A 25,985-nucleotide genomic window follows, 5' to 3' on the forward strand; every position below is an offset into this window, starting at 1 on the left:
CGTGAAAGAGTTCTGGATAGCACCGTCGATATTGGCGGCCGATTTCGCCCGGCTGGGCGAGGAAGCCGAACAGGTACTGGCAGCCGGTGCCGACGTCATCCACATCGATGTGATGGATAACCACTATGTGCCCAACCTGACGATGGGCCCGCAGTTTTGCAAGGCGTTGCGCAGTCACGGCATTAGCGCACCGATCGATGTGCACCTGATGGTCACACCGGTAGACAGCATGATCCAGGCGTTCGCCGAGGCTGGCGCCGACTACATTTCAATTCATCCCGAGGCGACCCTGCACCTGGATCGCTCGGTACAGTTGATCAAGGACCTGGGCTGCAAGGCCGGCCTGGTGTTCAACCCGGCAACGACCCTGGACGCCGCGCAGTACCTGCTGGATCGGCTCGATCTGATCTTGCTGATGTCGGTCAATCCCGGGTTTGGTGGTCAGCGCTTCATTCCCCAGGTGTTGCCCAAGATTGCCGCAGCGCGCAAGCTGATTGACCAGAGTGGCCGCAGTATTCGCCTGGAGGTGGATGGCGGCGTCAACCTGGAAACCATCGGTCAGGTTGCTGCAGCGGGCGCGGACATGTTCGTTGCCGGAACAGCGATATTCGCCCAGCATGACTACCGCAGTACGATCTCGGCCTTGCGCGGCAAAATTGCCGATGCCGTTACCGACCGCCACCAATAAAAAAGCGCACATACCCATGATTCTCGCGAATCCAGCATGAGTTATCTGTCCTTGCACAATAAAATTGAAATCGCCTTGCAGTCGTTCAGTCGAGCCGAGGGAGACGGGCATGCTTGACCCGACCTTCGACTTTGACAAGATGCTGTGCTTCTCGCTGTACTCGACCGCCAACGCCATGGTTCGTGACTACGCCGAGCCGTTGAAACAGCGTGGCATTACTTATCCGCAATTGCTGGTGATGGCCGGGTTGTGGGGCCAGGACGATGTGTCGATCAGCACCTTGAGCGAACTGACCTTGTTTGACCTGGGTACCCTGACGCCTATCGTCAGGCGACTGGCTGACAACGGTTTTATCACCATCTACCTGGATCCGAACGACCGTCGCCGGCGCAACCTGCTGCTGACTGATAAAGGGCGCGAGCTCAAGGCTGAAGCAGCCAAGGTCTTCAACAGCATGGCCTGCAAGATCGACCTCGGCGAAAGTGAGGTTCAGCAAGTGCTGCAGGTCTGCCAGCGGATTCGGTCGCGGTTGCGCTGATTCGCCCAGGTACGAGTCAGCGCTGGAGAAACGCTGGGGTATTGAAGTTGCTCAAGCGTGGATCATCTTCGCCGTACTCCAGCGCCCGCACCGGGTGCTTGAGCAACGCGCGCTGGATGCCGCGATCACCTTGTTGCCAGGCGTGTTCAAGGTCGTCGCGCAGTGCGCACGGAATCAGGCTGAACATGGGTTGCCAGAATTCACCCTGGCGGACCATTGCCGGCTGATCCTGCTCATTGGCCTGGTTCATGAGGTCGCTGATCAGCGCCTGGTCGATCAGTGGCGCATCGCAGGCAAGTACCAGCATCCAGCGATGCCGCGCTACCGCAAGGCCGGCCAGTACGCCCGCCAGGGGCCCTGGGAAATCTGCATGTGCATCGCTGACCAGTTGATCGGCAAAGGGCCGGTACTGGTCCTGATTGCGATTGCAGGAAATGATCAGGTCATCGGTGAGCGGGCGCACCACGGCCTGGATGTGGACAATCAAGGGCTTGCCCTGCCAGGGCAGCAAGCCCTTGTCCTGACCGCCCATGCGCTGGCCGCGACCACCGGCAAGCAGAAGGATGGAGCAGGGGGCAGTGGCGGCGGGCATCGGTAAGGTTCCAGGCAGTCTCAGTTGCTCACCTTCCCATGCACGCCGCCGTCTGTCCAGATCAGTGCTGCTCGACCTGTGCCTGGGCGCTGCTGGTGCGCGCCCGACGCTTACCGGTCAGGCGCATGACTACAACGAAGAACACCGGCACGAAGACCACCGCCAAGGTTGCACTGAGCATCCCGCCAATAACACCGGTACCGATCGCCTGCTGGCTCGCCGAGCTGGCGCCGCTGGCAATCGCCAGGGGCACTACACCGAGGATGAACGCCAGCGAAGTCATCACGATCGGGCGCAAGCGCAAGCGAGCAGCCTGCACCGTCGCCTCGACCAGGTCATGACCTTCATCGACCAGGCTCTTGGCGAACTCGATGATCAGAATCGCGTTCTTGGCCGAGAGCCCGATCAAGGTGATCAAGCCAACCTTGAAGAATACGTCGTTGGGCATGCCGCGCAAACTCACCGCAATCACGGCGCCCAGCACACCCAGCGGCACCACCAGCAGCACCGAGGTTGGAATCGACCAGCTTTCGTACAGTGCCGCTAGGCAGAGGAACACCACCAGCAGCGACAGTGCCATCAGCATCGGCGCCTGGGCACCGGACAGCCGCTCCTGCAGCGACAGGCCAGTCCACTCAAGGCCCATGCCTGCTGGCAGCTGGTTGACCAGACGCTGGATTTCCTCCATGGCCTGGCCCGAGCTGAAGCCCGGTGCCGGTTCGCCGGACACGGCAATCGCCGGGTAGCCGTTGTATCGCGTCAACTGCACCGGGCCTGTGATCCATTTGGCCTGCACAAACGCGGACAACGGAACCATCTTGCCGCTGCTGTTGCGAACGTGGATTTTCAGCAGGTCTTCGACTTGGGCGCGTTGATCGCCTTCGGCCTGAACCACCACACGCTGCATGCGCCCCTGGTTGGGGAAGTCGTTGACGTAGTTGGAGCCCACCGCGGTGTTGAGCACGTTGCCAATGTCGGCAAAGGACACCCCAAGGGCGTTGGCCTGCTTGCGGTCGACTTCCAGTTGCACCTGCGGGCTTTCGGCCAGAGCACTTTCGCGCACGTTGATCAGCAGTGGGCTTTTCTCGGCGTTGGCCAGCAACTGGTCACGTGCCGCCATGAGTGCGGCATGGCCGAGGCCACCCCGATCCTGCAGGCGGAACTCGAAACCACTGGAGGTGCCCAGACCATCGATCGGCGGCGGCAACACAGAATAGGCAATCGCGTCCTTGAGTTGGCTGAAGGCAGCGTTGGCCCGGTCGGCAATCGATTGGGCGCTGTCGTCTGCACCACGCTCGGACCAGTCCTTGAGGGTGGTGAACGCAAGGGCCGCGTTCTGTCCGTTACCGGAGAAACTGAAGCCAAGGATCAGGGTGCTGTTGCCAACTCCCGGCTCAGTGGCGTTGTGCGCTTCGATCTGCGCCGCTACCTGTTCGGTGCGGGCGCGGCTCGCACCTGGCGGCAACTGGATGTCGGTGATGGTATAGCCCTGGTCCTCGGTGGGCAGGAACGAGGACGGCAGTTGGCTGAAACCGTACACCAGGCCTGCGATCAGCACCACGTACACCATCAAGTAGCGCCCGCTGCGCTTGATCGCCTGGATGACCCAGCGCTGATAGCCATTGGTAAGGCTGTCGAAGCGTCGGTTGAACCAGCCGAAGAAACCACGCTTCTCGTGGTGTTCGCCCTTGGCAATCGGTTTAAGCAACGTGGCGCACAGGGCAGGGGTGAGGCTCAGGGCGAGGAACGCCGAGAACAGAATCGATACCGCCATGGACACCGAGAACTGCTGGTAGATCACCCCGACGGAGCCTTTCATGAAGGCCATTGGCAAGAACACCGCCACCAGTACCAGGGTAATACCGACGATTGCGCCGCTGATCTGGCCCATGGCTTTTTTGGTCGCATCGCGCGGTGGCAGGCCTTCTTCAGTCATGATGCGTTCGACGTTTTCCACCACCACGATGGCGTCGTCCACCAAAATACCGATAGCCAGCACCATGCCGAACAGGGTCAGTACGTTGACCGAAAAGCCCAGCCCCAGCATCACCGCAAAGGTGCCCATCAATGCCACCGGTACCACCAGGGTCGGAATCAAGGTGTACCGGATATTCTGCAGGAACAGGAACATCACCGCGAACACCAGGGCCATTGCCTCCAGCAGGGTGGTGATCACTTGCTGGATCGACACTTTGACGAACGGCGAAGTGTCGTAAGGAATGTCGAACTTGGCACCCGGCGGCAGGAAGCGGGACAACTCGTTGAGCTTATTGCTGACCAGGGTTGCTGTTTCCATGGCGTTGGCGCCCGGTGACAGTTGCACGCTGAAGGCACTGGTCGGCTTGCCATTGAGTCGGGTGCCGTATTGGTACTCCTGACTACCGATCTCGACACGGGCGACATCACCGATGGTGACTTTGGAGCCGTCCGGATTGGCACGCAAGACAATATCGCTGAACTCTTGCACAGTGCTCAGTTGACCCTTGATCACTACGTTGGCGGTGATTTCCTGGGTGCCGGTACCGGGCAGGTCGCCGATGCTACCGGGAGCGACCTGGGCGTTCTGGCCGGCAATGGCTTCGTTGACATCGTCGGGAGTGAGATTGAAACCAATCAGCTTCTGCGGGTCGAGCCAGATCCGCATGGCACGCTCGGAGCCATACAGCTGGGCCTTGCCGACGCCCTTGAGGCGGCGGATTTCGTTCATTACGTTGCGCGCCAGAAAGTCGCTCAGCGTCACCTCATCAAGAGCACCGTCCTCGGCAGTGAGGGTAACCAGCAGCAGGAAGCCCGTGGATACTTTCTCTACCTGCAGGCCTTGCTGGGTGACCGGGCGCGGCAGGCGCGACTCCACGACCTTGAGGCGGTTTTGCACATCTACCTGGGCCAGGTCGGGGTTGGTGCCCGGTTCGAACGTGGCGGTGATGGTGGCGCTACCGAGGCTGCTTTGAGAGCTGAAATACAGCAGGTTGTCGGCGCCGTTAAGCTCTTCCTCGATCAGGCTGACCACACTTTCGTCGACCGTCTGTGCCGACGCACCCGGATAGACGGCGTAGATCTCGACCTGCGGCGGCGCCACGTCCGGGTATTGCGCCACGGGCAACTGCGGAAGGGCCAGCGCACCGGCGAGCAGGATGAACAGGGCGACCACCCAGGCGAAAATCGGGCGGTCAATAAAAAACTGCGGCATGAATCAGGCCCTCACTGGCCGTTGGTCTTGGCGATGGAAGGGGCGTCCTTGCCCGCGTTGTCGACCTGTACCTGGTCGCCCGGATTGACGTGCTGCAAGCCCTCGACCACCACCCGGTCCCCCGGAGCCAGGCCTTGGCTGACGATCCAGCGGTCGTTCTGCACGCTGCTGAGCACCACGGGCCGCTCGGTGATACGCTGCTGGGCATCCACCAGCAATACCCGTGGATTGCCCGCGCTGTCACGCAGGATGGCCCGTTGTGGCACGCTGATCCCTTGCTGCTTGATGGCTTGCTCCAGGCGCACGCGAATGAAGCTGCCGGGCAGCAGGTCGAGGTCCGGATTGGGGAACTCGCTGCGCAGGGTGATCTGCCCGGTGCTAGGGTCGACGCTGATGTCCGAGAACAGCAGCTTGCCTGGCAGCGGGTAAGGCGTGCCATCGTCCTGAATCAACGTGGCGGTAGCCTGGTCCCGGCCAACCTGCTGCAACTCGCCGGCACGCAGGGCTCGGCGCAGGGCGTTGAGTTCGCGGGTCGACTGGGTTACATCGGCGTGGATCGGGTCAAGTTGCTGAATGATTGCCAGTGGGGTGCTTTCGTTCTGCCCCACCAGTGCGCCTTCAGTCACCAAGGCACGGCCGACTCGACCGGAAATCGGTGCGGTGACGGTCGCGTAGCCAAGGTTGAGCTTGGCCCGTTCCAGCGCAGCTTTGGCTTCGGCTACGGCGGCGTCGGCCTGCATCATTGCGGCACGAGCGTTGTCGTGATCCTGGCGGCTGACGGCATTGATGGTGATCAGTTCGCGATAGCGTTGATCCTGCAGGCGGGCCTGATAGCGCGTCGCCTCGGCCTTGGCCAGGCTTGCACGCGCGCTGTCGAAGTCGGCCTGGAAAGGTGCAGGATCAATTCGGAACAGCACATCGCCCTGTTTGACGTCGCTGCCTTCTCGGTACACACGCTTGAGTACCACGCCCGCAACACGTGCGCGAACTTCGGCGACACGGGGGGCAAGGATGCGACCATTGAGTTCGGTGCTGATGGCCAGGGGTTGAACTTTCACCGTTTCGATACTGACGGTGCTCGGAGGCGCTTTCTGCTCTTCGGGTACACCGTCGCTACAGGCGCCAAGGGACAACATGACGACCAGCAGCGGCAGCAGGGTGCGCAGACGGGCGAAGCTTGAACTGAACATGCGGATCTTCCATAAATGACCCGGCAATGCTAAGGCAGGAGGCCAACGTCCAACTGTTAAGCTGTGTAGGCCGAGTGTGAAAAAGTGTGAAGGGTTGCGCTGGCTGCGCACAAGGTCCTATATCCTTGCCTGACTTTTCCAGCCTGTCAAATTACCCATGCCGAACATCCTCCTGGTCGAAGACGACTGCGCCTTGTCTGAACTGATCGCCAGCTACCTGCAGCGCAACGATTTTTGTGTCACGGTAATTGCCCGTGGCGACCACGTGCTGGCGGAGGCTCGACGCAACAAGCCGGACCTGGTGATTCTCGACCTGATGCTGCCAGGGCTCGATGGGCTTCAGGTGTGCCGCCTGTTGCGGGCAGAGTCGCAATGCTTGCCCATTCTGATGCTGACCGCTCGCGATGACAGTCATGACCAGGTACTGGGCCTGGAAATGGGCGCTGATGACTATGTCACCAAACCTTGCGAGCCACGGGTGTTGCTGGCCCGGGTGCGGACCCTACTGCGCCGCAGCAGCGTCAATGAACCCCGTATGGAGACCGATCTGATCGTGGTTGGCGGTCTGCGGATTGACCTGGCCGAGCGCAATGTATTCTGGCGTGAGCAACTGGTAGAACTGTCCAGTGGCGAGTACAACTTGCTGGTTGTGCTGGCGCGCAATGCCGGCGTGGTACTCAGCCGCGACCGCATTCTGCAACAGTTGCGTGGCATCGAGTTCAATGGCACCGATCGCTCCGTGGACGTGGCTATCTCCAAGTTGCGGCGAAAATTCGACGACAGTGCCGGTGAGGCACGCAAGATCAAGACGGTGTGGGGCAAGGGTTATTTGTTCAGTCGCGTGGAATGGGAGTTCTGACGCCGCATGCTGAAGATTCTGGTTCGTCTGTACCTGGTGATCATTGTCGCCTACGCCGGGGCGCTGCTGCTGATTCCCGACGCCATCGTCGGTGCCTTTCATGAGCGTTTTATCGCCTACAACCTGGATCAGGCCAAGGGTGTGCAAAAGCTCATTGTCGAGCGCTTTCACCAGGTACCGGCCGAGCGCTGGCCGGCCGTGGCGCGGGAACTGGCAGCCGATTTCGACCCGTTGCAAATTGAACTGCGGCGTCAGGACCAGATCGGCTTGTCGCCTGCCGACCGCGCGCGCCTGGCGAGCGGTGAAAACGTCGTGCGTCTGGGCGATTGGGGCTATTACGATTCGGCGTTGGCGCCCCTTGATGCGACCTGGGCAGTGGAATTGCGCAGCCCGCCAGACCCCATGGACATCAACCTGCTGTCCTGGGGTGTTACGGTGTTAATCGGTGCGGCCATGCTCGGCTGCTTGCTGCTGTGGGTGTGGCCGCACTGGCGTGATCTGGAGCGCCTCAAAGCAACAGCCCGCAGCCTGGGGCAGGGGCAGTTGTCGGAGCGTACGCAGATTCCTGCCAGCTCGAACATTGCCGAGCTGGCCCAGGTGTTCGACACCATGGCCCAGGACGTCGAGCGCCTGCTGACTCAGCAGCGTGAATTGCTCAATGCAGTTTCCCACGAGCTGCGCACGCCGCTGACCCGCCTTGATTTTGGTCTGGTGCTGCTGTTTGACGAAGTACCACCCAACTGTCGCAAGCGCTTGCTGGAGTTGGTCGGGCATGTGCGCGAGCTGGATGAGCTGGTGCTTGAACTGCTGTCCTACAGTCGTTTGCAGAATGCTGATCAGGCGCGCGAGCGGGTCGAGGTTTCGTTGCTGGAACTGGTCGACAGCATACTTGGCAGCTTTGCCGAAGAACTCGATGGTCGCGGTATCGAGTGGCAGGTCCGCGCCGATGACAACTTGCCGCGCTTTATCCTTGATCCGCGCCTGACGGCACGGGCAGTGCAGAATCTGGTGCGCAACGCCATGCGTTACTGTGACCGTCAACTGTTGCTACGCTTGAGTCTGGACAGCGAAGGTCACTGCCTGTTGACCGTCGAGGATGACGGCATCGGCATTCCACCCGACCAGCGCGAGCTGATATTTCAGCCGTTCTACCGACTGGACCGCAGCCGGGATCGCGCTACCGGTGGGTTCGGTCTTGGCCTGGCAATCAGCCGGCGGGCGATCGAGGGGCAGGGCGGTACCTTGACCGTGGCCCAGTCAGCCTTGGGTGGGGCGCAGTTCCGGATTCGTCTACCGCGAGGTTGAGTGGTCGTTGTTAGCGCTCAACTTAGCGAAGTAGCTTGGCCTGCTCAAAAAAGCCGCCCGCCTCCGTTGGCACGTTCCTCGAGCCAGCGGCTCAAACGTTCGGCAATACGCTCACTGGCATGGCCATCGCCATAGGGGCTGAACGCGCGGTTCATTTTTTTATAGGCGTCAGGGTCGTCGAGCAAAACACTGGTTTCCTTGACGATTCGTTCGGTCTGGGTGCCGACCAGTTTTACCGTGCCGCCCTCAAGCACCGATGGCCGTTCAGTCACCTTGCGCAACACCAGCAGTGGCTTGCCCAGGGCAGGCGCTTCTTCCTGGATGCCGCCGGAGTCGGTAAGAATCAAATAGGCCCGGTCCATCAGCCAGACGAAATGCTGGTAGTCCTGGGGTGCCACCAGCAGGATGTTCGGCTGATGCGAGAGCAGGGCGTACGCAGCCTTTTGTACCTGTGGGTTCAGGTGTACCGGGTAGACGAATTGCACCTGCGGGTAACGCAGGGCAAGCTCGGCCACGGCCAGGCAGATACGCTCGAACGCAGGGCCGAAGTTCTCCCGTCGGTGGCCGGTGATCAGCACCATGCGCTGGTCATCGCGCAGTTGTGCCAGGGGTGAGTCGGGAGAGGGTTTCCAGCGACTCTTGTTCAGGTGTTCGCGCATCCACAGCAAGGCATCGATTACCGTATTGCCGGTCACCTCGATGTTCTCCAGCGGCACGCCTTCGCGCAGCAGATTGTCGCGGGACTTGGTGGTCGGCGCGAAGTGCAGGTCGGTGATGACGCCGGTCAGGCGGCGGTTGGCTTCTTCTGGCCAGGGCTCCTTGAGGTTGCCGGTACGCAGGCCGGCCTCGACGTGAGCGATGGGGATCTGTTGGTTGAAGGCGGCGAGGGCCGCGATGAAGCTGGTGGTGGTGCCGCCATGAACGAGGACAATGTCCGGCTTGATCTGCGCATAGGTGGCGCTCAGTTGCTCCAAAAGCTCCTGCGACAGGCCGTTGAGGGATTGGTTTTGGGTCATGACGTGCAGGTCTTCATCGACACTCAAGCCAAAGTCCCTAAGCACTTGTTGGAGCATTTCGCGGTGTTGGCCAGTGGAGCAGATGTTCAGGTCTATATCAGGCCACTGGCGAAGCAACTGGGCCAGGGGCGCCATTTTGATAGCTTCAGGGCGTGTGCCAAATACCATCATGACTGTGTACGCCATTGCTCCTTCCTCGTCCCTTGCCAGGGTTCTGCGCTGCGCGCTTTCGGTACTCTGTAGGCCTTAGATACAAGCAGCAGAAGCAGTGCTTGTCCAATGAGCGAGAGGGATTTGGACGCTTGACTTAGCCTGGGTGACTACGCTAGTTTCGCTGGCATGAACACATTCCTGCACTTGCCTCAGCACAGCATTATTACCGCCATTATCGAGTTGGCGGGCTAGCTGGCACTTGCACAGAACCCGCCCTGGAGGCGGGTTTTTTCTCTCTCTCCTGGGCACTTTAAAAAAACCAGGAGTCACTGATGACCAGCCTTGCCGTTAGCCCTCGCACACCGTCCGCGTCGCTGAATCTGCTGTCAGACTATGTGCGGCGCATTCTTGCTGCCCCGGTGTACGACCTGGCCATCGAGACGCCCTTGCAACGCGCGCCTGCCTTGTCCGAGGCCCTGGGCAACCAAGTACTGCTCAAGCGCGAAGACTTGCAGCCGACCTTCTCGTTCAAGATCCGTGGTGCCTACAATCGCCTAAGCCGACTCAGCGCCGCTCAACGTGCCCGTGGTGTAATCACTGCCTCGGCCGGTAACCATGCCCAAGGAGTAGCCCTGGCCGCCCGTGAGCTGGGCATGCGCGCAACCATCGTCATGCCAACCACCACCCCCGAGCTTAAAGTGAACGGCGTACGTTCACGCGGTGGCGAAGTGGTGTTGCATGGCGACAGCTTTCCTCATGCGCTGGCCCATGCCTTGAAACTGGCCGACAGCGAAGGCGCGACGTTTGTCCCACCGTTTGACGACCCGGATGTGATCGCCGGCCAAGGCACCGTGGCCATGGAAATCCTGCGCCAGCAACCCGGGGCACTGGATGCAATCTTCGTCCCGGTCGGTGGCGGTGGGTTGATCGCCGGGATTGCCGCCTATGTCAAATACCTGCGACCTGAAGTGAAAGTCATCGGTGTCGAGCCCCAGGACTCCAATTGCCTGCAGGCTGCCATGCTGGCTGGCGAGCGGGTGGTGCTGGCGCAGGTTGGCAGCTTTGCCGAGGGCGTGGCGGTGGCGCAGATCGGTACCCACTGCTTTGAGGTGTGCCGGCATTATGTGGATGAGGTCATCACGGTCAGCAATGATGAGCTGTGTGCCGCCATCAAGGATATCTACGACGACACCCGCTCGATCACTGAGCCCTCCGGTGCTTTGGCAGTAGCGGGGATCAAGAAGTACGTCGCGCGTGAACACATCAGCGGGCAGACGCTGGTGGCCATCGATTCGGGCGCCAATGTCAATTTTGACCGCCTGCGCCATGTTGCCGAGCGTGCCGAGCTGGGCGAGCAGCGTGAAGCGATTATCGCCGTGACCATCCCCGAGCAGCCCGGGAGTTTCAGGGCTTTCTGCCAGGCGCTGGGCAAGCGTCAGATCACCGAGTTCAACTACCGCTATTACCCAGGCAAGGAAGCTCGCTTGTTTGTCGGCGTGCAGACCCACCCCCAGCATGACCCTCGTGATCAACTGTTGGCCAGCCTGCGTGCCCAGGGCTACAGCGTGCTTGATCTGACCGACAACGAACTTGCCAAGCTGCACGTGCGCCATACGGTAGGCGGGCATGCCGGGCCGGGTGCCGACGAGCGCGTGTTGCGCTTCGAGTTCCCGGAGCGTCCGGGAGCATTGTTGGGCTTTCTCGAACGTCTGGGCAAGCGCTGGAACATCAGCCTGTTCCATTACCGGAACCATGGCGCCGCCGAAGCACGAGTGTGCGCGGCGCTGGAGGTGCCTGAAGAGGAGCAGGCAGACATGCCGGCGACCCTCGATGCCATGGGCTATCGCTATTGGGATGAAACCGATAACCCGGCCTATCGGTTGTTTCTTGGCTGAGCTAGGTTTGCCCCAGATCAACACGGCGCACGGAGGAGTGGCGGATCCTTGAGGCAATGGAATTTTGCATGAGGATTTCGCCATGAGCAGCACGTTCTTCATCCCCGCCGTCAATATCATGGGCATCGATTGCCTGGACGAAGCGATGTCCGCCATCGCCGGTTATGGATTGCGCAAGGCCCTGATCGTTACGGATACAGGCTTGGCCAAAGCCGGCGTTGCGGAGCGAATCGCCGAAATGCTGGCAATGCGCGACATCGACTCGTCGATTTTCGACGGTGCCAAACCCAACCCCAGTATCGCCAACGTCGAGCAGGGGCTGGCGCAGTTGCAGCGTGAGGGCTGTGATTGCGTGATTTCCCTGGGTGGCGGCTCACCGCATGACTGCGCCAAGGGCATTGCCCTGTGCGCCACCAACGGTGGGCATATCAGCGACTACGAAGGCGTCGACCGCTCGGCCAAGCCGCAACTGCCGCTGATTGCGATCAACACCACGGCTGGTACAGCCAGTGAAATGACGCGTTTTTGCATCATCACCGACGAAGCCCGTCACGTAAAAATGGCCATTGTCGACCGTAACGTCACGCCCTTGCTCTCGGTCAACGACCCGGCGCTGATGGCTGCTATGCCCAAGGGCCTGACTGCCGCGACCGGGATGGATGCACTGACCCACGCCATCGAGGCTTACGTATCCACTGCCGCTACACCGATTACCGATGCCTGCGCAATCAAGGCCATTGAACTGATCAGTGCCAACCTGCGTCAGGCGGTAGCCGATGGCAGCGACCTGCAGGCGCGGGAAAACATGGCCTATGCCCAGTTCCTTGCGGGCATGGCGTTCAACAATGCCTCGTTGGGTTATGTGCATGCGATGGCTCATCAGTTGGGTGGTTTCTACGATCTGCCGCATGGAGTGTGCAACGCTGTTCTGCTACCTCACGTACAACGCTTCAATGCCAAGGTCAGTGCCGAGCGGTTGCGCGATGTGGGCAAGGCCATGGGTGTGGATGTATCGGGCATGAACGCGCAGCAGGGCGCCGCGGCGGCGATTGCTGCGATCGAGCAATTGTCTCGCGAGATTGATATTCCGGCGGGGTTGGCGGTGTTGGGTGCCAAGGAGGCTGATGTTCCGACGTTGGCCATCAACGCATTGAAAGACGCCTGCGGCCTGACCAACCCTCGGGTGGCCAGTCAGGAGGAGATTGAGGCGATTTTCAAAGCGGCGTTCTGACCTAGGTGTTGTGCAGGTGTAGATGCAGTCCTCAGCAGACTGCGCTACGCCTGCATCGCGTCTCAGACCACCAGTGACAGCAGCATGATGAAGATGATGCCGACCACCGAGAGGATGGTTTCCATCATGCTCCAGGTTTTGAAGGTCTCCGCCACGGTCATGTTGAAGTACTGTTTCACCAGCCAGAATCCGGCGTCGTTGACGTGAGAGAGGATCAACGATCCAGCGCCGGTCGCCAGTACCAGCAGCTCGCGATTGACGCCGGGCATCATGCCAATCACCGGCGCGACGATGCCGGCACCGGTGATCGTTGCCACCGTCGCCGAGCCGGTTGCGATGCGAATCACCGCAGCAACCAGCCAGGCCAGCATGATCGGCGATATTTGCGCCTGCACCGCCATTTCCCCGATGACATTTCCCACGCCGGTATCCACCAGCATCTGCTTGAAGCCACCTCCTGCACCCACGATCAGGATGATGGCGGCGGTGGGGGCGAGGCTCTGGTCAAGCAGTTTCATGATCTGCTGGCGGGAGAAGCCGCGAGCCGCACCGAAGGTGTAGAAGGCCAGTAACAAAGCGGCGAGGAGGGCGGTGATGGGGTGGCCGATCAGGTCCATCCATTGGCGCACGATGTGCTCGGCAGGAAGTACCACGTCAGCGAAGGTTTTCAGCAGCATCAGGAACACCGGCAGCAGCACGGTAATCAGCGTCACGCTGAAGCTGGGCAGGTTTTTCTGTTCCGATTCGCGGGCAATCTGGTCCATCAACTCTTGCGATGGCGATCCCGGTATATAGCGGGAAATGAAATTGCCATACAACGGCCCGGCAATAATCGCCGTGGGCAGGGCGACGATCAGGCCGTAGAAAATAGTCTTGCCGATATCGGCGTTGAAGATACCAATCGCCAGTAACGGGCCCGGGTGTGGAGGAACCAGGCCATGCACCACTGACAAGCCAGCCAGCAACGGAATACCGATCTTGATCAGCGACACCCCTGAACGCCGGGCGACGATGAATACCAGTGGAATCAGGAGCACGAAGCCGATTTCAAAGAACAAGGGGATGCCGACCAGAAACGCGGCAAACATCATTGCCCAGTGCACTTTTTGTTTGCCAAAGGCCCGAATCAAGGTTTGCGCGATCTGGTCGGCGCCGCCGGAATCGGCCATCAACTTGCCGAGCATGGTGCCCAGGGCCAGGACGATACCGACGAAGCCCAGTACGCCGCCAAAGCCGTCCTGAAACGATTTCATGACTTTGGCCACGGGCATGCCGGAGGTAAGTCCAAGAAATCCGGCAGCCAGGGTCAAGGCGACGAAGGGGTGGACCTTGAAATGGGTGATCAGTAGCACCAGGCCGACGATGGTGACTACCGCATCAAGCAGCAGGTAGGTATCAGTTGCCAAACCGAACATGGTTCAGTGCCTCATCTTGTCGTTGTTGTGGGCGGAGCATTTGCAACGTTTACGGGTTGAGATAGCGCTATCTCGGGTGAGCTGGAAAACCGCCTGTTCAGGCTGTTCGCGCCAACACCGGCTCACCGCAGGGCTTTAGCCACAGGTCTACCTGCATGGCCAGTTGCTCCACCGGCAAAGTGGCGTCCAGTGGCAAGGTCAGGCCTTCGCCATCAGGGCGCTCGAGGGCGGCGAACTGGCTGTCGATCAGGCTTGCGGGCATGAAGTGCCCGGGGCGAGCAAGTACCCGGCGGCTGGCTTCTTCGGGCGTCAGGTCGAGAAACACGAAACCGAGGTCTGGCACTGCATGACGCAGGGCATCGCGGTAGCGTTTTTTCAGTGCCGAACAAGTAAGAATGGGGCGTGCGCCGGACTTGAGGGTTGCCTGCAGCTCTTCGCCCAGGCGAATCAGCCAGCCGGCTCGGTCGTCATCGTCAAGGGGAATGCCGGCACTCATCTTGTCGATGTTGGCCGCGGGGTGAAAGGCATCGCCTTCGATCAGGCGACCACCGCTGAGGCCGGCAATGGCGGCACCGACGCAGCTTTTGCCGCAGCCAGCTACGCCCATTACCACGATCGCGGACAGGGATGGATTCATCGGTACCTCCTGCAGGGAAAGATAGCGCTATCTTGAGCCAAGACAAGTAGTGCTCGGGCGCTTCTTACCCAGATGTTATTGATCTTGTATTTAGCAGTCTGGATGCTCATTTCAGGTCACCTGCAGTTATGCATTGCCTGTGCTCTGAGACAGCGCTACCTTAGTGCCCGTTCCCAACAATTTGCAAGTCGAAAATAAAAATCCATGACCCGCATCGGCTCTCGTACTACCGGTCGTCCTACCCTGGCGGAAGTGGCCAGGCTCTCCGGGGTTTCCCCGATCACCGCTTCGCGTGCCTTGCGTGGAATCAGCACGGTTGCCCCTGAGCTGGTCGAAAAGGTCAAGCAGGCGGCGACTGCCTTGGGCTACGTCGCCAATCCGGCTGCCCGGGCACTGGCATCGGCCCAGAGCGAGTCAATCGTGGTGTTGATCCCATCGCTGTCCAACCAGCTGTTCATCGAGACGCTCGAAGCGGTCCACGAAGTGATGCGCCCGCGCGGCCTTGAAGTGCTGATCGGTAACTATCACTACGATATCGCCGAAGAAGAAAACCTGATTCGCAACTATCTGGCCTACCAGCCGCGCGGCATGCTGCTGACAGGTTTTGACCGCAGCGATGCGGCCAAGCAGATGCTTGCCGCCAGCGGCGTTCCCTGTGTGCACATGATGGAACTTGGGGTGCAGGAGCAAGGCATGTCGGTGGGCTTTTCCCAGCACCAGGCCGGTGCGGCCGCGGCGCAACATCTGCTCGAACGGGGCTGCCAGCGCCTGGGTTTCATCGCTGCACAGTTGGATCCGCGGGTAATGCAACGGGCCGAAGGGTTTCGTCAGGCGCTGGTTGACGCCGGTCGCTATGCCAGTGAGCTACAGCTGCTCTCGTCGCAGCCGTCTTCGATCGGCCTGGGCGGTGAGTTGTTCCGCCAGTTGCTGGCGCAGCATGCTGATGTCGATGGCATTTTCTTCTGCAACGATGACCTGGCCCAAGGGGCAATCCTGGAGGCCCTGCGCCTGGGGGTGAAAGTGCCGCAGCAGGTGGCCATGGTTGGATTCAATGACCTTCCGGCCTCGGCGCACATGGTTCCGCGCCTGACCTCGATACGCACACCACGCGCAGCCATTGGCCGTTGTGCAGCGCAGGCTTTACTCGGTTTGCTCGATGGCAGACGCGGCACGGTACATAACCAGGATCTGGGATTCGAACTGGTCGTGCGGGAGAGTAGCTAAGACGGCAAATGGTCCGCCGATAGACGGTGATGTCAGAGTGCTTGCACGGTACCAAGCCCCATCTATGCTCAGCAAACCTAAGCAAACGAGGGCGGTACGATGTTTGATTTTCATCGCAAATCCGATCTGGCCGAAATAGAGCAGTGCAACCGTTTGCTTGGCACCATCACTGCGAAGTTGGCAGCCATCAGCCGATCCATGGCGATGATAGAGTTCAGTCCCGATGGCATCATTCTCGATGCCAACGAAAATTTCTGCAAAACCATGGGCTACAGCCTTGAGCAGATTCGTGGCAAACATCATCGGATTTTCTGTGAGCAGGACTACGTCAACAGCCAAGAGTACCGTCAACTGTGGCACGGGCTGGCACGTGGCGAGGCGCACAGCGGAACGTTCGCGCGCATCGACCAGCAAGGCCGCGAGCTTTGGCTTGAGGCCAGCTACATGCCGGTCTTCGGACCGCAGCAGCAAGTTACCAGCGTCATCAAACTGGCATCTGACATCACCCGTCGTGTTCAAGAAGAGCACGAGAGTGAGAGCCTGATCAAGGCCATCAGCCGCTCTATGGCGATGATCGAATTTACCCCTGATGCCAAGGTAATCAAGGCCAACCAGAACTTCCTCGATACCATGCATTACCGGCACAACGAGGTAGTCGGTCAGCACCACAGCCTGTTCTGTCACAAAAGTGAGAGTGAATCGGCCTCCTACAAGGCGTTCTGGGCCTCGCTCAACCGTGGCGAATATCACTCGCACCGTTTTGAGCGCATCAACAAGGAGGGGCAGATGGTTTATCTGGAAGCCTCCTACAACCCGATCTTCGACATCCGTGGACGCCTGTACAAGGTGGTCAAGTTTGCCAGTGACATTACCTCTCAGGTCAGCACCCAGCAGACCGCCGCCGAGGCCGCGCATGCCACTTCGGTACAAAACGATGCCTGCGCGCGCAAAGGCTCCCAGGTCGTTCAGCAGACGGTGCAAGTCATCGAAGAGATCTCCCAGAACCTCAATGCAGCCGCGCGCAGCATCGATGCGGTAAGCAAGCAGTCCGAACTGATCGGACAGATTGTGCAAACCATTCGCGGCATTGCCGACCAGACCAACCTGCTGGCACTCAACGCTGCCATCGAGGCCGCGCGGGCCGGCGAGCACGGTCGCGGTTTCGCCGTAGTCGCCGATGAGGTGCGTAACCTCGCCGCGCGCACCAGCAAGGCAACGCTGGAAATTGTCGAGGTGGTGCGTCAGAACCATGACCTGTCGTTGACGGCGGTAGCGAGTATGCAGTCAAGCTTGAGCCGCACTGGAATAGGTGTGGAGCTGGCCAACGAAGCTGGGGAGGTAATCCTTGAGATTCAGCAGGGTTCCCGCCATGTGGTCGACGCCATCAGTCAGATCAACTCGACCTTACAGTTACATTGAATACAGCGCTTTACACCGGAGCAGATTGTGCCAACTGCTTTTCCAGGGTCAGCAGGCTCTGCTCCAGCGTGTCGAGCAGCGCTTGGAGTTGAACATCGGTGGCCGCGCCGAGGCACGCCTGCTCCAATGCTTCGCAGTTAGCCACCACGCCGCGCGCCTTGAGCATCTTGGCTCCACCCTTGATCCGGTGCGCCAGGGCACGAAGGGCACGGCGAGACGGATGCGGGCCAAGCTGGCGCAAAGCTTCGAGGTCTTCGTGGTTGCTACGCGCCAGCTCACTCTTCAAGCGACGAATCAATCCTGGGTCACCCAACGTCAGGTATTGCAGGTTGTCGATGTCGAATCCGCTGCCATGCACAGGGTCTTTGGCGGTGCGCGGCGATGCGCCTCGAATGACTTTTACCTGTAGATGCTGGCGCAGTTCAGCCAGGCCGATTGGCTTGAACATGCAGTCGTTCATGCCATTGGCCAAACAACGCTCGCGCTCCTCGGCCTGGGCGTTGGCGGTCAGGCCGAGAATCAGGCAGGCGGGGCGGCGCTGCTGGCGTTCCTGCTCGCGGATGCGTCGCGCCAATTGATGACCGTCCATGCCGGGCATATGGCAGTCGGTGATAACCGTGTCGAAGTGGCCGTTCTGCCACATGACCAAAGCCTGATGACCGTGATTGGCTTGGCTCACGCGATGACCGAGCAGGCTTAGCTGACGCTCGAGCAACATCAGGTTGGCGGGGTAATCGTCCACCACCAGGATAGATTGCATTGGCATGCCCAGGGGCGTTTGTGCTGCGGCGGTATCAATGGGCTCTGCAGAGGCTGCCAGAGGCAGGTCGAGTCCAATCTCCACGCGCGTTCCCTCGCCCGGAGCACTGGTGAGGGTGAGATCCCCGCCCATCAGCTGGCACATTGTACGGCTGATCATCAGCCCAAGGCCGGTACCTTGGCGGGCGGTTTGCGTACCGACCTGGGAAAAGTGCTGAAACAGCCGTTGCTGATCCTGGGTGTTGATACCGATGCCGGTGTCTTTGACTGCAAGCTGAATGTGCAGGTGCCCAGGCTGAGGTGCATCGCTGCGCAGGCTGACGGTGATACCCCCTCGGTCAGTGAACTTGATTGCGTTGCTGACAAGGTTCGACAGAATTTGCTTGAGGCGCAGGGCATCGACCGCAACCAGGCTGTCGGTGGGCTGCAAGTCGGTGTCGATAACCAGCCCTTTGAGCCTGGCGTTGCCCTCGAAGACGCGTGCCGTGGCACTGATGAGGGCGTTGAGGTCCGTCGGTTTAGGCTCCAGCGTCATGTGCCCGGACTCGATTCGGACGATGTCGAGGATGTCGCCGATCAACTCCAGCATGCCATTGGCGGATTCAAATGCCACTTGCAGCGAAGTGCGGTCGGAACGGCCTTGTTCGGCATCCTTGACGGCAAGTTCCAACAAGCCAATGACTGCGTTCATTGGCGTGCGGATTTCATGGCTCATGGTCGCCAGGAACGTGCTTTTTGCATGGCTGGCATCTTCGGCCTGCTCCTTGGCCAGGCGCAGCTCGTCGAGCAAGCGTTTGCTGAAACCCAGTTCGGTCTGTAGCGCCTGTTCGGCTTCTCGGCGTTGTCGAATCAATTTGTGCAGGTAGCGATTCCACACCACAACCGCCGCAATCAGCAGGCTGGCAGCGAACAGGATCTGCAGGATCAGGCCGCGGTAGTTGTACCAGATGTTGTCGCTGATCAACGCGTTGGTTCGCCAGCGTCCGGTCAGTTCGGTCATTTCGTCCGGGGGGATGCTGAGCAATGCCTTTTCCAGGATCGAGTGCAGCAGTGGTGTGTTGCGCGATACCGCAAAAGAAGCGACCCCGGGCTGGTCGCTATAGATAGAGGCGATCTGCAGTCGGTCCTTGAACATGCGGCTGATGAAGTAGGCGGCATTTATCTGTGAACTGATGGCGGCGTCGGCTTTGCCCTGTGTGACCAGCTCCATTAATGAGAGCGGATCGTCGACCTCCAGCAGCGCAGTCTGCTTGAGGTTCAGACGCAACTCGGGCTCGGGGGAGAAGTCGCGAATCAACGCCAGGCGCATGCCCTTGAGCTGCTCGATGCTGCGCACGTTGTGATTGTCGGCGCGGGTTACCAGCACCAATGGGGTAATCAGGTAGGGGCGGGTGAACAACAAGGTGTATTCGCGGGCCGGCGTTGGCGGCAACAAACCGGCAATGTCAGCGCTGCCTTGCTCGAGCTGGTGGGCGATATCCTCCAGTGAGTCGGAAAGATGGATATCGAATTTAAGGCCCGTACGTAGACTGATCTGATCCAGCACATCGGCCGTGATACCGCGAAACTGCTGGTGGTCGTCGTAAAAGCTCATCGGCGCAAAGTATTTGTTGATCACTACCCTAAGCCGAGGATGCTCTTCTATCCAGGTACGCTCCGCGGCGCTGAGGCTCAAACTACTGCGGTTGAGCAACACCCGGCTGCTGCCGCTGGTCCAGCGTCGAAGGATGTTCAAGCGATCGTTATCACCAATACGATCCAGCGCTTGATTGACCAGGCGCAACAACACGGGATTGTCACGTGACAGGGCAAAGGCGAAAGTGCCGCGCAAATTCTTGATGAAGTGGTCGATCTGCACGCTTCCAAGGTAGATGCGGGTTATCAGGTAGTCACTGCTCACCGCATCCCCCAGAAAAGCATCCGCCTGACCGAGTGAGACGGCAGACAGGCCCGCCAGGTTGGAGCTGTACAGTTGAAGTTTGGCCTGCGGGTAAATGGCATTCACCACTTTACTCGGCAGATAGTGATCGACCATGGCCAGGCGCAGCCCTTCAAGTTTGTCGTTCAGGCCCAGCGACTTGCCTGATCCAATCGAGATCACAGGCTGGTCTTCGGTGTAGGAACGGCTTAGCACCAGTTGCCTATCGTCGGCCTCGAAGGCATTGGAGCTGCCCAGCAGATCAATTCTGCCGGCACGCAAGGCAGCGATTGCCTCGGTCCGGCTGGCAAAGCGGCGTACTTTGATGCGAATGCCCAGAAGCTCGCTCAGGAGCCCGGCATAATCGGCGGTCAGACCTTCATAGTCGTTGTTGGAGGCATTGATATCGAAGGGGGGGTAGTCTGGAAAAGTGGTGCCCAGTAGCAAGTGCTGCTTGTGCTTGAGCCATTGCCTGTCTTCGCTGGACAGGGCCAGTGCCTCGCTGCTACTGATCGAACGGGCCAGGAGTTGTCGAGGCTCGCCTACTTCCACCGCAAGGGCACACAGCGATTGCAGGCTGAGCAGCCAGGCAATCAGAAAGATCTTGAACAGGCTCATTGTCCGGGCGGGTGACGGCGTGCCAGATCGACCAGTTCTACAAATGAGCCCACTTCCAGTTTCTCCATGATGCGGGTCTTGTAGGTGCTGATGGTCTTTGCGCTCAGGTGAAGGCTATCGGCGATAAGGTTGTTTGAATGCCCTTCGGTCAAGAGCCTCAGCACCGTCAGTTCCTGATTGGACAGCTTGGCCATGCGTTGCTGTTCATTCAGTAGCGGACCTTGTTGCGATGACAGTTCAGGAAAAATCGAATAGCCCTTGATCATGGCTTTGAGCGCAGCCATCAAGGATTCGAGATCTTCATCCTTGCGTACGAAGGCTGACGCGCCGGCGTCAAGGCAACGGCGGGCGAACATTTCGGCGGATTGCCCGGTCAGTACCATGATCCGTGGTGCCGGTTCGAGTAACTGCAGGCGCTGCAAGACTCTCAAGCCGTCCATGCCGGGCAGGGCGATATCCAGTATTACTACATCCGGGCTCAGGTCACGGGCCCTCTGTATTGCGCTATGACCGTCGTCGGCTTCACCGACAACAGTGAAATTTTCCCGCTCGAGCAACATACGTACGGCAAAGCGGATGGTGGAGTGGTCGTCAACTATTAACACCGAGGTCAAAGTTCAGCTCCTTGTCGAGTATGTAAGCTAATTCCCGAGTCATTCAGGAGAGGCGTCTCTGGCCTGGGCCGGAAGGGCGCCAACAATACGTCGAATTAAGGATGAATTGTACGGCGAGGACCGCTGTGTTGAACTAATCGGCGATGTTTGACGAAATTTCCTACAAAAGTGTGAGCTTTTTCGAGCTTAACCTCAGCGGGCCGCCACACAATTGGACGGCCCCTTGTAGGAATTTAGAACGAAGTGGTGAAGGACGCGTAATAGGCACGTCCTGCTTCGTTGTAGGTCAATGCACCGGCTTCGTCAGAATTACCCTCGCGATACAATCGTTTGTCGAACAAGTTGTTGACCCCGACGCGTACGCTAAAGTTCTTATTGAATTCGTAGCCGCTGCTGATTCCGACCAAACCATAGGGATCGACATCCTTTTGCACCTTGGGATCGAGGGTTTCATTGGCCCTGGCGTTGTAGCTCGGCGCTTCCTGCTTGCCGTAGTAGGTAGCGTTGAGCTGGAACGAGAGCTTGTCGGTGGCGTTCCAGTCCAGGGTGGAGTTGACCGTGTATTCGGGAGTGATGCTCAGTGGTTCGCCGGTCTTCTTGTTTTCCGACTCGATCATGTAGGTGAAGTTGGTGTTCCAGTCCAGGCTCGGTGCAAGCGCGATGAACAGATTGCCTTCCACCCCTTGTACCACTGCTTTTCCGGTGTTTTCCCAACGCAGGATGCGCCGGCCGTTGGGTAAACGGAACAAGGTCTGGTTGCCTGCCTCGATCTTGTTCTTGTAGTCATTGCGAAAGTAAGTGGCACTGGTGCGCCAGGTGCCCTTGTCATAGGCCAGGCCCAGTTCCTTGTTGACGCTGGTTTCCGGGTCGAGATTGGCATTGCCGAGCAAGTAGCAACCGCCGTTGTTGACCTCGCTGGAGTTGCAGCCACCGCCGCGACTGTAGAGCAAGTAGTTGGGGTTGGCCTGGTACAGGTTGGGGGTTTTGTAGGCGCGGGCGATCCCGCCCTTGACGCTCAGGGCTTCGGTGATCTGGTGCGAAGCGTTCAGGCTCGGGCTCCAGTTGCTGCCAAAGTCTTCGTGATGGTCATAGCGTAGCCCTGGTGTAACGATGGTGTTCTCGCCGACTTCGATGTTGTCCTCGGCATACAGGGCAAAGCTGCGGGCGGTGGATTTGGTCTGGCTACGATCGAAGCCTGGCAGCTCGGCACCCGGATCATAGCCTTGTGGGCGTAGCGAGCCTGGGTCGTTGAGCGACTCGTAAAGGTACTCGCCACCCAGGGTCAGTACTTGTTGTAACCCCATGTTCAGCGGCAGGTTGATTTCGCCAGTGGCGCGGGTATTGCGCAGGCGTGACTCAAAGCTGCCGGCACTTTCCGAGGGGGCGCCTTCGCCCCAGCCTGCCAGGCCTTCGTTAAGGCGGGCGTTGCGGGTCAGGTCATACGACAATGCAGCAGTGGAGGTGCCCCAATCATAGTCACCGCGATGGGTCACGGCGAAGCTGGAGCGCTGCATTACGTTGGTCTCCTTGCCCGCCTGGCTTTCGACGAATTCGCCGCCGGCGTTGAGCATGGTGTCGCCGGCGAATATGTTGCCCTGGCGGCTGTAGCTTGACTCCAGGTCTACGCTGTTGGACGGGTCGATCTTCCAGCTCAGCAGGCCGTTGATGTCCTTGTTGCGAACACCTTCGCGTCCGGCCATCAAGGACTCCTCGTAGGCCTGGTGTCCCGCGTTGATTTTCATGTCGTCGGCGTCGGTCTTGTTCAGGTTACCGTAGACACGAAAGATCAGGCTGTCGGTCAGTGGCCCGCTCAGGCTGAAGTTGACGCGCTTGCCTGTACCCTCGGCATCGTCTTCCGGAAGCATTGTGTACAGGGTCATGGAGCCGCGCAGGTCTTCGGTCGGACGCTTGGTAATAATGTTCACAACACCACCCATGGCGCCTGAACCGTAACGCGCGGCGGCCGGACCCCGCAGAATTTCGATACGCTCGACTTCCTCGGCCGGCACCCAGTTGGTTTCACCACGGGTATCTCGGTCGCCACTCCAGCCGTAACGCACGGCATTGCGCGAAGTGGAGGGTTTACCGTCGATGAGAATCAGGGTGTTCTCCGGGCCCATGCCACGCAAGTCGATCTGGCGGTTGTTGCCGCGGGCGCCGCTGCTGCTATTGCCGGTGAGGTTTACCCCAGGCTCGCGACGGATGATGTCGGAGAGATCGTTGACGGGGGGGCGCTTCTTGATGTCTTCGGCGGTAATGATCGAAACACCTGGTGCTTGCTTGAGCTCTTCTTCGGCGGTTCCCAGCACCCGCGTGTTTTCCAGTTCGATGGCCTGACGGGTGCCATCGACGGGCAAGTCGGTTGGCTGGATCTGCACTTCATCGGGTTGCAGTTGCAGGGGGGCTGCGGCGAGGGTGGAGGAGCCCAGTGTTGCCAGCAAGGCAATACTCAAGGGGCTTAGGTTGAAGCGCGACGCCATGTCAAATCTCTCCTGGAACAAAGGGTAAGCGGGGCGTAAATCAGGCAGGCCCCGTGTGTGGCGTCGAGAATGATAAGAATTACCATTCGCAAGTAAACCCTTTGGGAGAAAAATAAAATATTAACGAAGTGGAGCGCCAAGGCTCTGCTACGGGGTCTGGCGCAAAGTGCCAGCCAATTCTGATGACGCGGAGTCAGACCGTCGCCAGCAAAAAGGGACCGTGACCACCCCATCGGTAGTCACGGCCAAATCGGGGAGAGGAGGGTAAACGGCGCAGCAGCGGTGCTCATTCGCCGCTGCGCAATGCTCATTGCTGCAACACAGTCGCCTGGTTGCCGTTGCCGAACTGTTGAACGGTCGCGGACATGCTGGCGCCACTCTGGTCGACATTGGCCTGGTTGAAGGAGCCACCTTGAGTCACGTAGGCCACGTTGACGCCTTCGGTTTGTTTGATGATGGCGCTGTTGTTGTCACCATACAGTTGCCAGGTGGAGCTTTGATTGCCGCTGCCGGACTGCTCGACATTGATGCTGTTTTTTACCCCTGCGCTTGAGCCTGTGGCGTAGTTGTCAGTGCCGCGCTGATCTGCGATCAGCAAGTTGTCGCTGCCGTTCTGTTCAAAGTACAGCTCGTTGTTGCTGTCGACCTGGGTGACTTCGGCGGTGTTGTTCACACCGCTCTGGTTCAAGCGCGCCAGTTGCGCGACGTCCTTCTGGGTCAGGTTGGCACTGTTGCCGCTGCCATTTTGGGTGACGATTGCGGTTTGGCTGGTGCCGAACTGGCCGCCGAACTTATCGCCCTTCCAGTTGCTCGCCAGCACCTTGTTGCCGTCACCGTTGGAGCTGACCTCCAGCACATGACTGTCACCGGTCTGGTAGCTGAAACTTACGTTGCCGGTGCCTGACTGGGTCAACGTTGCCAGCGACTCTGTCGATTCGTATTGATCGGCATAGATGGCGTTGACGCTGCCCATCTGCACAACGTTGGCGGTGTTGCTGTCGCCGAAGCTCTGGTCGATCACACCTTGGTTGGTCATCCCATATTGGGTGAGATTGGCATGGCTGCCCGTTTGCGTGTCCTGCCAGATTTCAGTAGAGTTGCCGCCGCCATTCTGGTTGATGGTGATGGTTCCTCCCTGGCCTTCGCGCTGATCGCCGTATGCCCAGTTGTTGTCACCAGCCTGGTAGACAGCAATCTGGCCATCGTTGTGGTTGATGTGCTCGGCAGCGCTGTAGTTGTTGATACCGGCCTGGGTACTTTCGGCGTTGTTGGCCGCGCCAGCGGTCAGTTGCTCGATATAGGCACGGTTGTCGCTACCGTACTGAACAGTAGAACCCTGGCTACCGGTCTGGCTGTCCTGGTAGACGAACGAGAAGTTGCCAGAGCCTTCCTGGGTTTGTCGGGCTTCGTTTTCGGTGCCCAGGGACTGGCTTGCGTGGGTGTTGTTCAAGGTCCCGGCCGATTGCTGATTGATCTTGCTGCCGTATTCGTACAGTTGCTCGGCATACCCGGCGTTATACTCGCCGGCGGTGCTCTGCTGGATCGAACTATTACCTCCTTCCTGTTTGGCGGCGTGGTTGTTGCCCAGGCCCTGCTGGTCTTGAGTGGTAACACTGAGCGCGGCGGCCAGTTGTTTTACCTCGGCGATGTTCTCAGTACCGCTCTGGTTTTGAGTCGACTGGCTTTCGTCAGCCATCGCCTGGCCTGCAAGGCACAGAACAATGGCGGCGCTTAAGGGAGCGAGCTTGAACATGGTGGTGCCTCCAGGTTTCAACGATATTGGTTGACTTGTACGTGCTGACCGTTGCCGGTCTGGACCACGGAGCTTTGCAGTCCACTGCCGGTCTGAACGATGCTGGCGTTGTTGCTGTTGCCGTACTGCTCGATGTTCGCGCGGTTGTTGCTGCCGCTTTGTGCGATCGAGGCGCTGTTGCCATAGCCTTGCTGGTTGATATTGGCCATCAGGTCGTTGCCTTGTTGCAGGATGTACGCCTCTTGCGATCCGCCTGACTGCACTATGCGGCCCAACAGGGTCTGTCCGTCCTGGCCGATGGCGGCCCGGTTGGATTGACCGTTTTGCTCGACCTGCGCCTGCTGACCGGTGGTGGCCGGCAGCGGTTGCAACGACAGTGGTTCACCCAGGTCGCCTCCTGGGCCGAGGTCGGCGTTATCCAGCAGGTCATCGGCCAGGGCGGCCTGACCGAACAGGGTCAGGCAAAGCAGCAAGGTGGTCAGGCGCGCCAT

General features: G+C 59.5%; 18 protein-coding genes and 2 pseudogenes. 9 read left to right on the forward strand and 11 right to left on the reverse strand.

Going from position 1 to position 25,985, the window contains the following annotated elements:
• Position 1 precedes the first annotated feature (1 nt).
• Both rpe and H8F21_RS05590 read left to right on the forward strand, forming a co-directional pair.
• Positions 2-688 (forward strand): ribulose-phosphate 3-epimerase, encoded by a 687-nt coding sequence (rpe, locus tag H8F21_RS05585; RefSeq protein WP_203482021.1) that lies wholly within the window; start codon positions 2-4, stop codon positions 686-688.
• Between the two features lie 109 nt (positions 689-797).
• On the forward strand, positions 798-1,226 hold the full coding sequence (locus H8F21_RS05590; RefSeq protein ID WP_203482023.1) for a MarR family winged helix-turn-helix transcriptional regulator: 429 nt from the start codon (positions 798-800) through the stop codon (positions 1,224-1,226).
• Between the two features lie 16 nt (positions 1,227-1,242).
• On the opposite strand, the gene mobA is transcribed toward H8F21_RS05590, so the two are convergent.
• The 3 genes from mobA to H8F21_RS05605 all read right to left on the reverse strand — a co-directional run bounded on the left by mobA (position 1,243) and on the right by H8F21_RS05605 (position 6,198).
• The gene (mobA, locus tag H8F21_RS05595) at positions 1,243-1,818 is read right to left on the reverse strand and encodes a molybdenum cofactor guanylyltransferase MobA (protein WP_203482025.1); all 576 of its coding nucleotides are present in this window, start codon (positions 1,816-1,818) and stop codon (positions 1,243-1,245) included.
• 61 nt (positions 1,819-1,879) lie between these two features.
• Positions 1,880-5,008, reverse strand: a complete 3,129-nt coding sequence (locus H8F21_RS05600) for an efflux RND transporter permease subunit (protein WP_203482027.1) — start codon at positions 5,006-5,008, stop codon at positions 1,880-1,882.
• Between the two features lie 11 nt (positions 5,009-5,019).
• Entirely contained in the window at positions 5,020-6,198 is a 1,179-nt protein-coding gene (locus tag H8F21_RS05605) for an efflux RND transporter periplasmic adaptor subunit (protein WP_203482029.1), read from the reverse strand.
• Positions 6,199-6,355: 157 nt separating this feature from the next.
• On the opposite strand from H8F21_RS05605, the gene H8F21_RS05610 reads away from it, so the two are divergent.
• Positions 6,356-7,057: a response regulator gene (locus tag H8F21_RS05610; RefSeq protein ID WP_203482031.1), complete on the forward strand. Its 702-nt coding sequence runs from the start codon at positions 6,356-6,358 to the stop codon at positions 7,055-7,057.
• Positions 7,058-7,063: 6 nt separating this feature from the next.
• Positions 7,064-8,362 carry an ATP-binding protein gene (locus H8F21_RS05615; protein ID WP_203482032.1) on the forward strand — a complete coding sequence of 433 codons (1,299 nt, stop codon included), beginning with the start codon at positions 7,064-7,066 and terminating at the stop codon, positions 8,360-8,362.
• A 44-nt stretch (positions 8,363-8,406) separates the two neighbouring features.
• On the opposite strand, the gene wecB is transcribed toward H8F21_RS05615, so the two are convergent.
• Complete coding sequence (gene wecB / locus H8F21_RS05620) at positions 8,407-9,564, reverse strand: non-hydrolyzing UDP-N-acetylglucosamine 2-epimerase (RefSeq protein ID WP_203482034.1); 1,158 nt, start codon at positions 9,562-9,564, stop codon at positions 8,407-8,409.
• Positions 9,565-9,863: 299 nt separating this feature from the next.
• On the opposite strand from wecB, the gene ilvA reads away from it, so the two are divergent.
• The gene (gene ilvA, locus H8F21_RS05625; protein WP_203482036.1) at positions 9,864-11,426 is read left to right on the forward strand and encodes a threonine ammonia-lyase, biosynthetic; all 1,563 of its coding nucleotides are present in this window, start codon (positions 9,864-9,866) and stop codon (positions 11,424-11,426) included.
• A gap of 82 nt (positions 11,427-11,508) precedes the next feature.
• Positions 11,509-12,657: an L-threonine dehydrogenase gene (gene yiaY, locus H8F21_RS05630; RefSeq protein WP_203584134.1), complete on the forward strand. Its 1,149-nt coding sequence runs from the start codon at positions 11,509-11,511 to the stop codon at positions 12,655-12,657.
• 62 nt (positions 12,658-12,719) lie between these two features.
• On the opposite strand, the gene H8F21_RS05635 is transcribed toward yiaY, so the two are convergent.
• On the reverse strand, positions 12,720-14,072 hold the full coding sequence (locus H8F21_RS05635) for a GntP family permease (protein WP_136476588.1): 1,353 nt from the start codon (positions 14,070-14,072) through the stop codon (positions 12,720-12,722).
• A gap of 97 nt (positions 14,073-14,169) precedes the next feature.
• Positions 14,170-14,709 carry a gluconokinase gene (locus tag H8F21_RS05640; RefSeq protein WP_136476586.1) on the reverse strand — a complete coding sequence of 180 codons (540 nt, stop codon included), beginning with the start codon at positions 14,707-14,709 and terminating at the stop codon, positions 14,170-14,172.
• A 204-nt stretch (positions 14,710-14,913) separates the two neighbouring features.
• On the opposite strand from H8F21_RS05640, the gene gntR reads away from it, so the two are divergent.
• The 3 genes and pseudogenes from gntR to H8F21_RS29935 form a co-directional block, all read left to right on the forward strand.
• Positions 14,914-15,933, forward strand: coding sequence for an HTH-type transcriptional regulator GntR (gene gntR, locus H8F21_RS05645; RefSeq protein WP_203482040.1), 1,020 nt, complete (start codon positions 14,914-14,916; stop codon positions 15,931-15,933).
• A gap of 204 nt (positions 15,934-16,137) precedes the next feature.
• A pseudogene (locus H8F21_RS29930) lies at positions 16,138-16,815 on the forward strand (PAS domain-containing protein); the annotation flags it as partial.
• A 105-nt stretch (positions 16,816-16,920) separates the two neighbouring features.
• Positions 16,921-17,352: pseudogene (locus H8F21_RS29935) on the forward strand (methyl-accepting chemotaxis protein); the annotation flags it as partial.
• A gap of 10 nt (positions 17,353-17,362) precedes the next feature.
• Here the strand turns inward: H8F21_RS29935 and H8F21_RS05655 are convergent.
• The 5 genes from H8F21_RS05655 to H8F21_RS05675 form a co-directional block, all read right to left on the reverse strand.
• Entirely contained in the window at positions 17,363-20,647 is a 3,285-nt protein-coding gene (locus tag H8F21_RS05655; RefSeq protein WP_203584135.1) for a transporter substrate-binding domain-containing protein, read from the reverse strand.
• Positions 20,644-21,261, reverse strand: coding sequence for a response regulator transcription factor (locus H8F21_RS05660; RefSeq protein WP_203584136.1), 618 nt, complete (start codon positions 21,259-21,261; stop codon positions 20,644-20,646). The genes H8F21_RS05655 and H8F21_RS05660 overlap by 4 nt, the downstream gene beginning before the upstream one ends.
• A 233-nt stretch (positions 21,262-21,494) precedes the next feature.
• Positions 21,495-23,741: a FepA family TonB-dependent siderophore receptor gene (locus H8F21_RS05665; RefSeq protein ID WP_203482495.1), complete on the reverse strand. Its 2,247-nt coding sequence runs from the start codon at positions 23,739-23,741 to the stop codon at positions 21,495-21,497.
• Between the two features lie 307 nt (positions 23,742-24,048).
• Complete coding sequence (locus H8F21_RS05670; protein ID WP_203584137.1) at positions 24,049-25,494, reverse strand: curlin; 1,446 nt, start codon at positions 25,492-25,494, stop codon at positions 24,049-24,051.
• A 17-nt stretch (positions 25,495-25,511) separates the two neighbouring features.
• Positions 25,512-25,985, reverse strand: a complete 474-nt coding sequence (locus H8F21_RS05675) for a curlin (protein ID WP_203482493.1) — start codon at positions 25,983-25,985, stop codon at positions 25,512-25,514.

It is taken from the genome of Pseudomonas arcuscaelestis (assembly GCF_016881005.1).
Classification (GTDB): Bacteria; Pseudomonadota; Gammaproteobacteria; order Pseudomonadales; family Pseudomonadaceae; genus Aquipseudomonas; species Aquipseudomonas arcuscaelestis.

Excerpts from the sequence above, each read along its gene's own strand:
- H8F21_RS05615 (WP_203482032.1), top strand. The coding sequence starts at position 7,064 with ATGCTGAAGATTCTGGTTCGTCTGTACCTGGTGATCATTGTCGCCTAC.
- wecB (WP_203482034.1), bottom strand. The coding sequence starts at position 9,564 with ATGGCGTACACAGTCATGATGGTATTTGGCACACGCCCTGAAGCTATC.
- H8F21_RS05600 (WP_203482027.1), bottom strand. The coding sequence starts at position 5,008 with ATGCCGCAGTTTTTTATTGACCGCCCGATTTTCGCCTGGGTGGTCGCC.
- H8F21_RS05640 (WP_136476586.1), bottom strand. The coding sequence starts at position 14,709 with ATGAATCCATCCCTGTCCGCGATCGTGGTAATGGGCGTAGCTGGCTGC.
- H8F21_RS05590 (WP_203482023.1), top strand. The coding sequence starts at position 798 with ATGCTTGACCCGACCTTCGACTTTGACAAGATGCTGTGCTTCTCGCTG.
- gntR (WP_203482040.1), top strand. The coding sequence starts at position 14,914 with ATGACCCGCATCGGCTCTCGTACTACCGGTCGTCCTACCCTGGCGGAA.
- H8F21_RS05675 (WP_203482493.1), bottom strand. The coding sequence starts at position 25,985 with ATGGCGCGCCTGACCACCTTGCTGCTTTGCCTGACCCTGTTCGGTCAG.
- mobA (WP_203482025.1), bottom strand. The coding sequence starts at position 1,818 with ATGCCCGCCGCCACTGCCCCCTGCTCCATCCTTCTGCTTGCCGGTGGT.
- H8F21_RS05605 (WP_203482029.1), bottom strand. The coding sequence starts at position 6,198 with ATGTTCAGTTCAAGCTTCGCCCGTCTGCGCACCCTGCTGCCGCTGCTG.
- H8F21_RS05670 (WP_203584137.1), bottom strand. The coding sequence starts at position 25,494 with ATGTTCAAGCTCGCTCCCTTAAGCGCCGCCATTGTTCTGTGCCTTGCA.
- H8F21_RS05610 (WP_203482031.1), top strand. The coding sequence starts at position 6,356 with ATGCCGAACATCCTCCTGGTCGAAGACGACTGCGCCTTGTCTGAACTG.
- yiaY (WP_203584134.1), top strand. The coding sequence starts at position 11,509 with ATGAGCAGCACGTTCTTCATCCCCGCCGTCAATATCATGGGCATCGAT.
- H8F21_RS05655 (WP_203584135.1), bottom strand. The coding sequence starts at position 20,647 with ATGAGCCTGTTCAAGATCTTTCTGATTGCCTGGCTGCTCAGCCTGCAA.
- H8F21_RS05665 (WP_203482495.1), bottom strand. The coding sequence starts at position 23,741 with ATGGCGTCGCGCTTCAACCTAAGCCCCTTGAGTATTGCCTTGCTGGCA.
- H8F21_RS05635 (WP_136476588.1), bottom strand. The coding sequence starts at position 14,072 with ATGTTCGGTTTGGCAACTGATACCTACCTGCTGCTTGATGCGGTAGTC.
- ilvA (WP_203482036.1), top strand. The coding sequence starts at position 9,864 with ATGACCAGCCTTGCCGTTAGCCCTCGCACACCGTCCGCGTCGCTGAAT.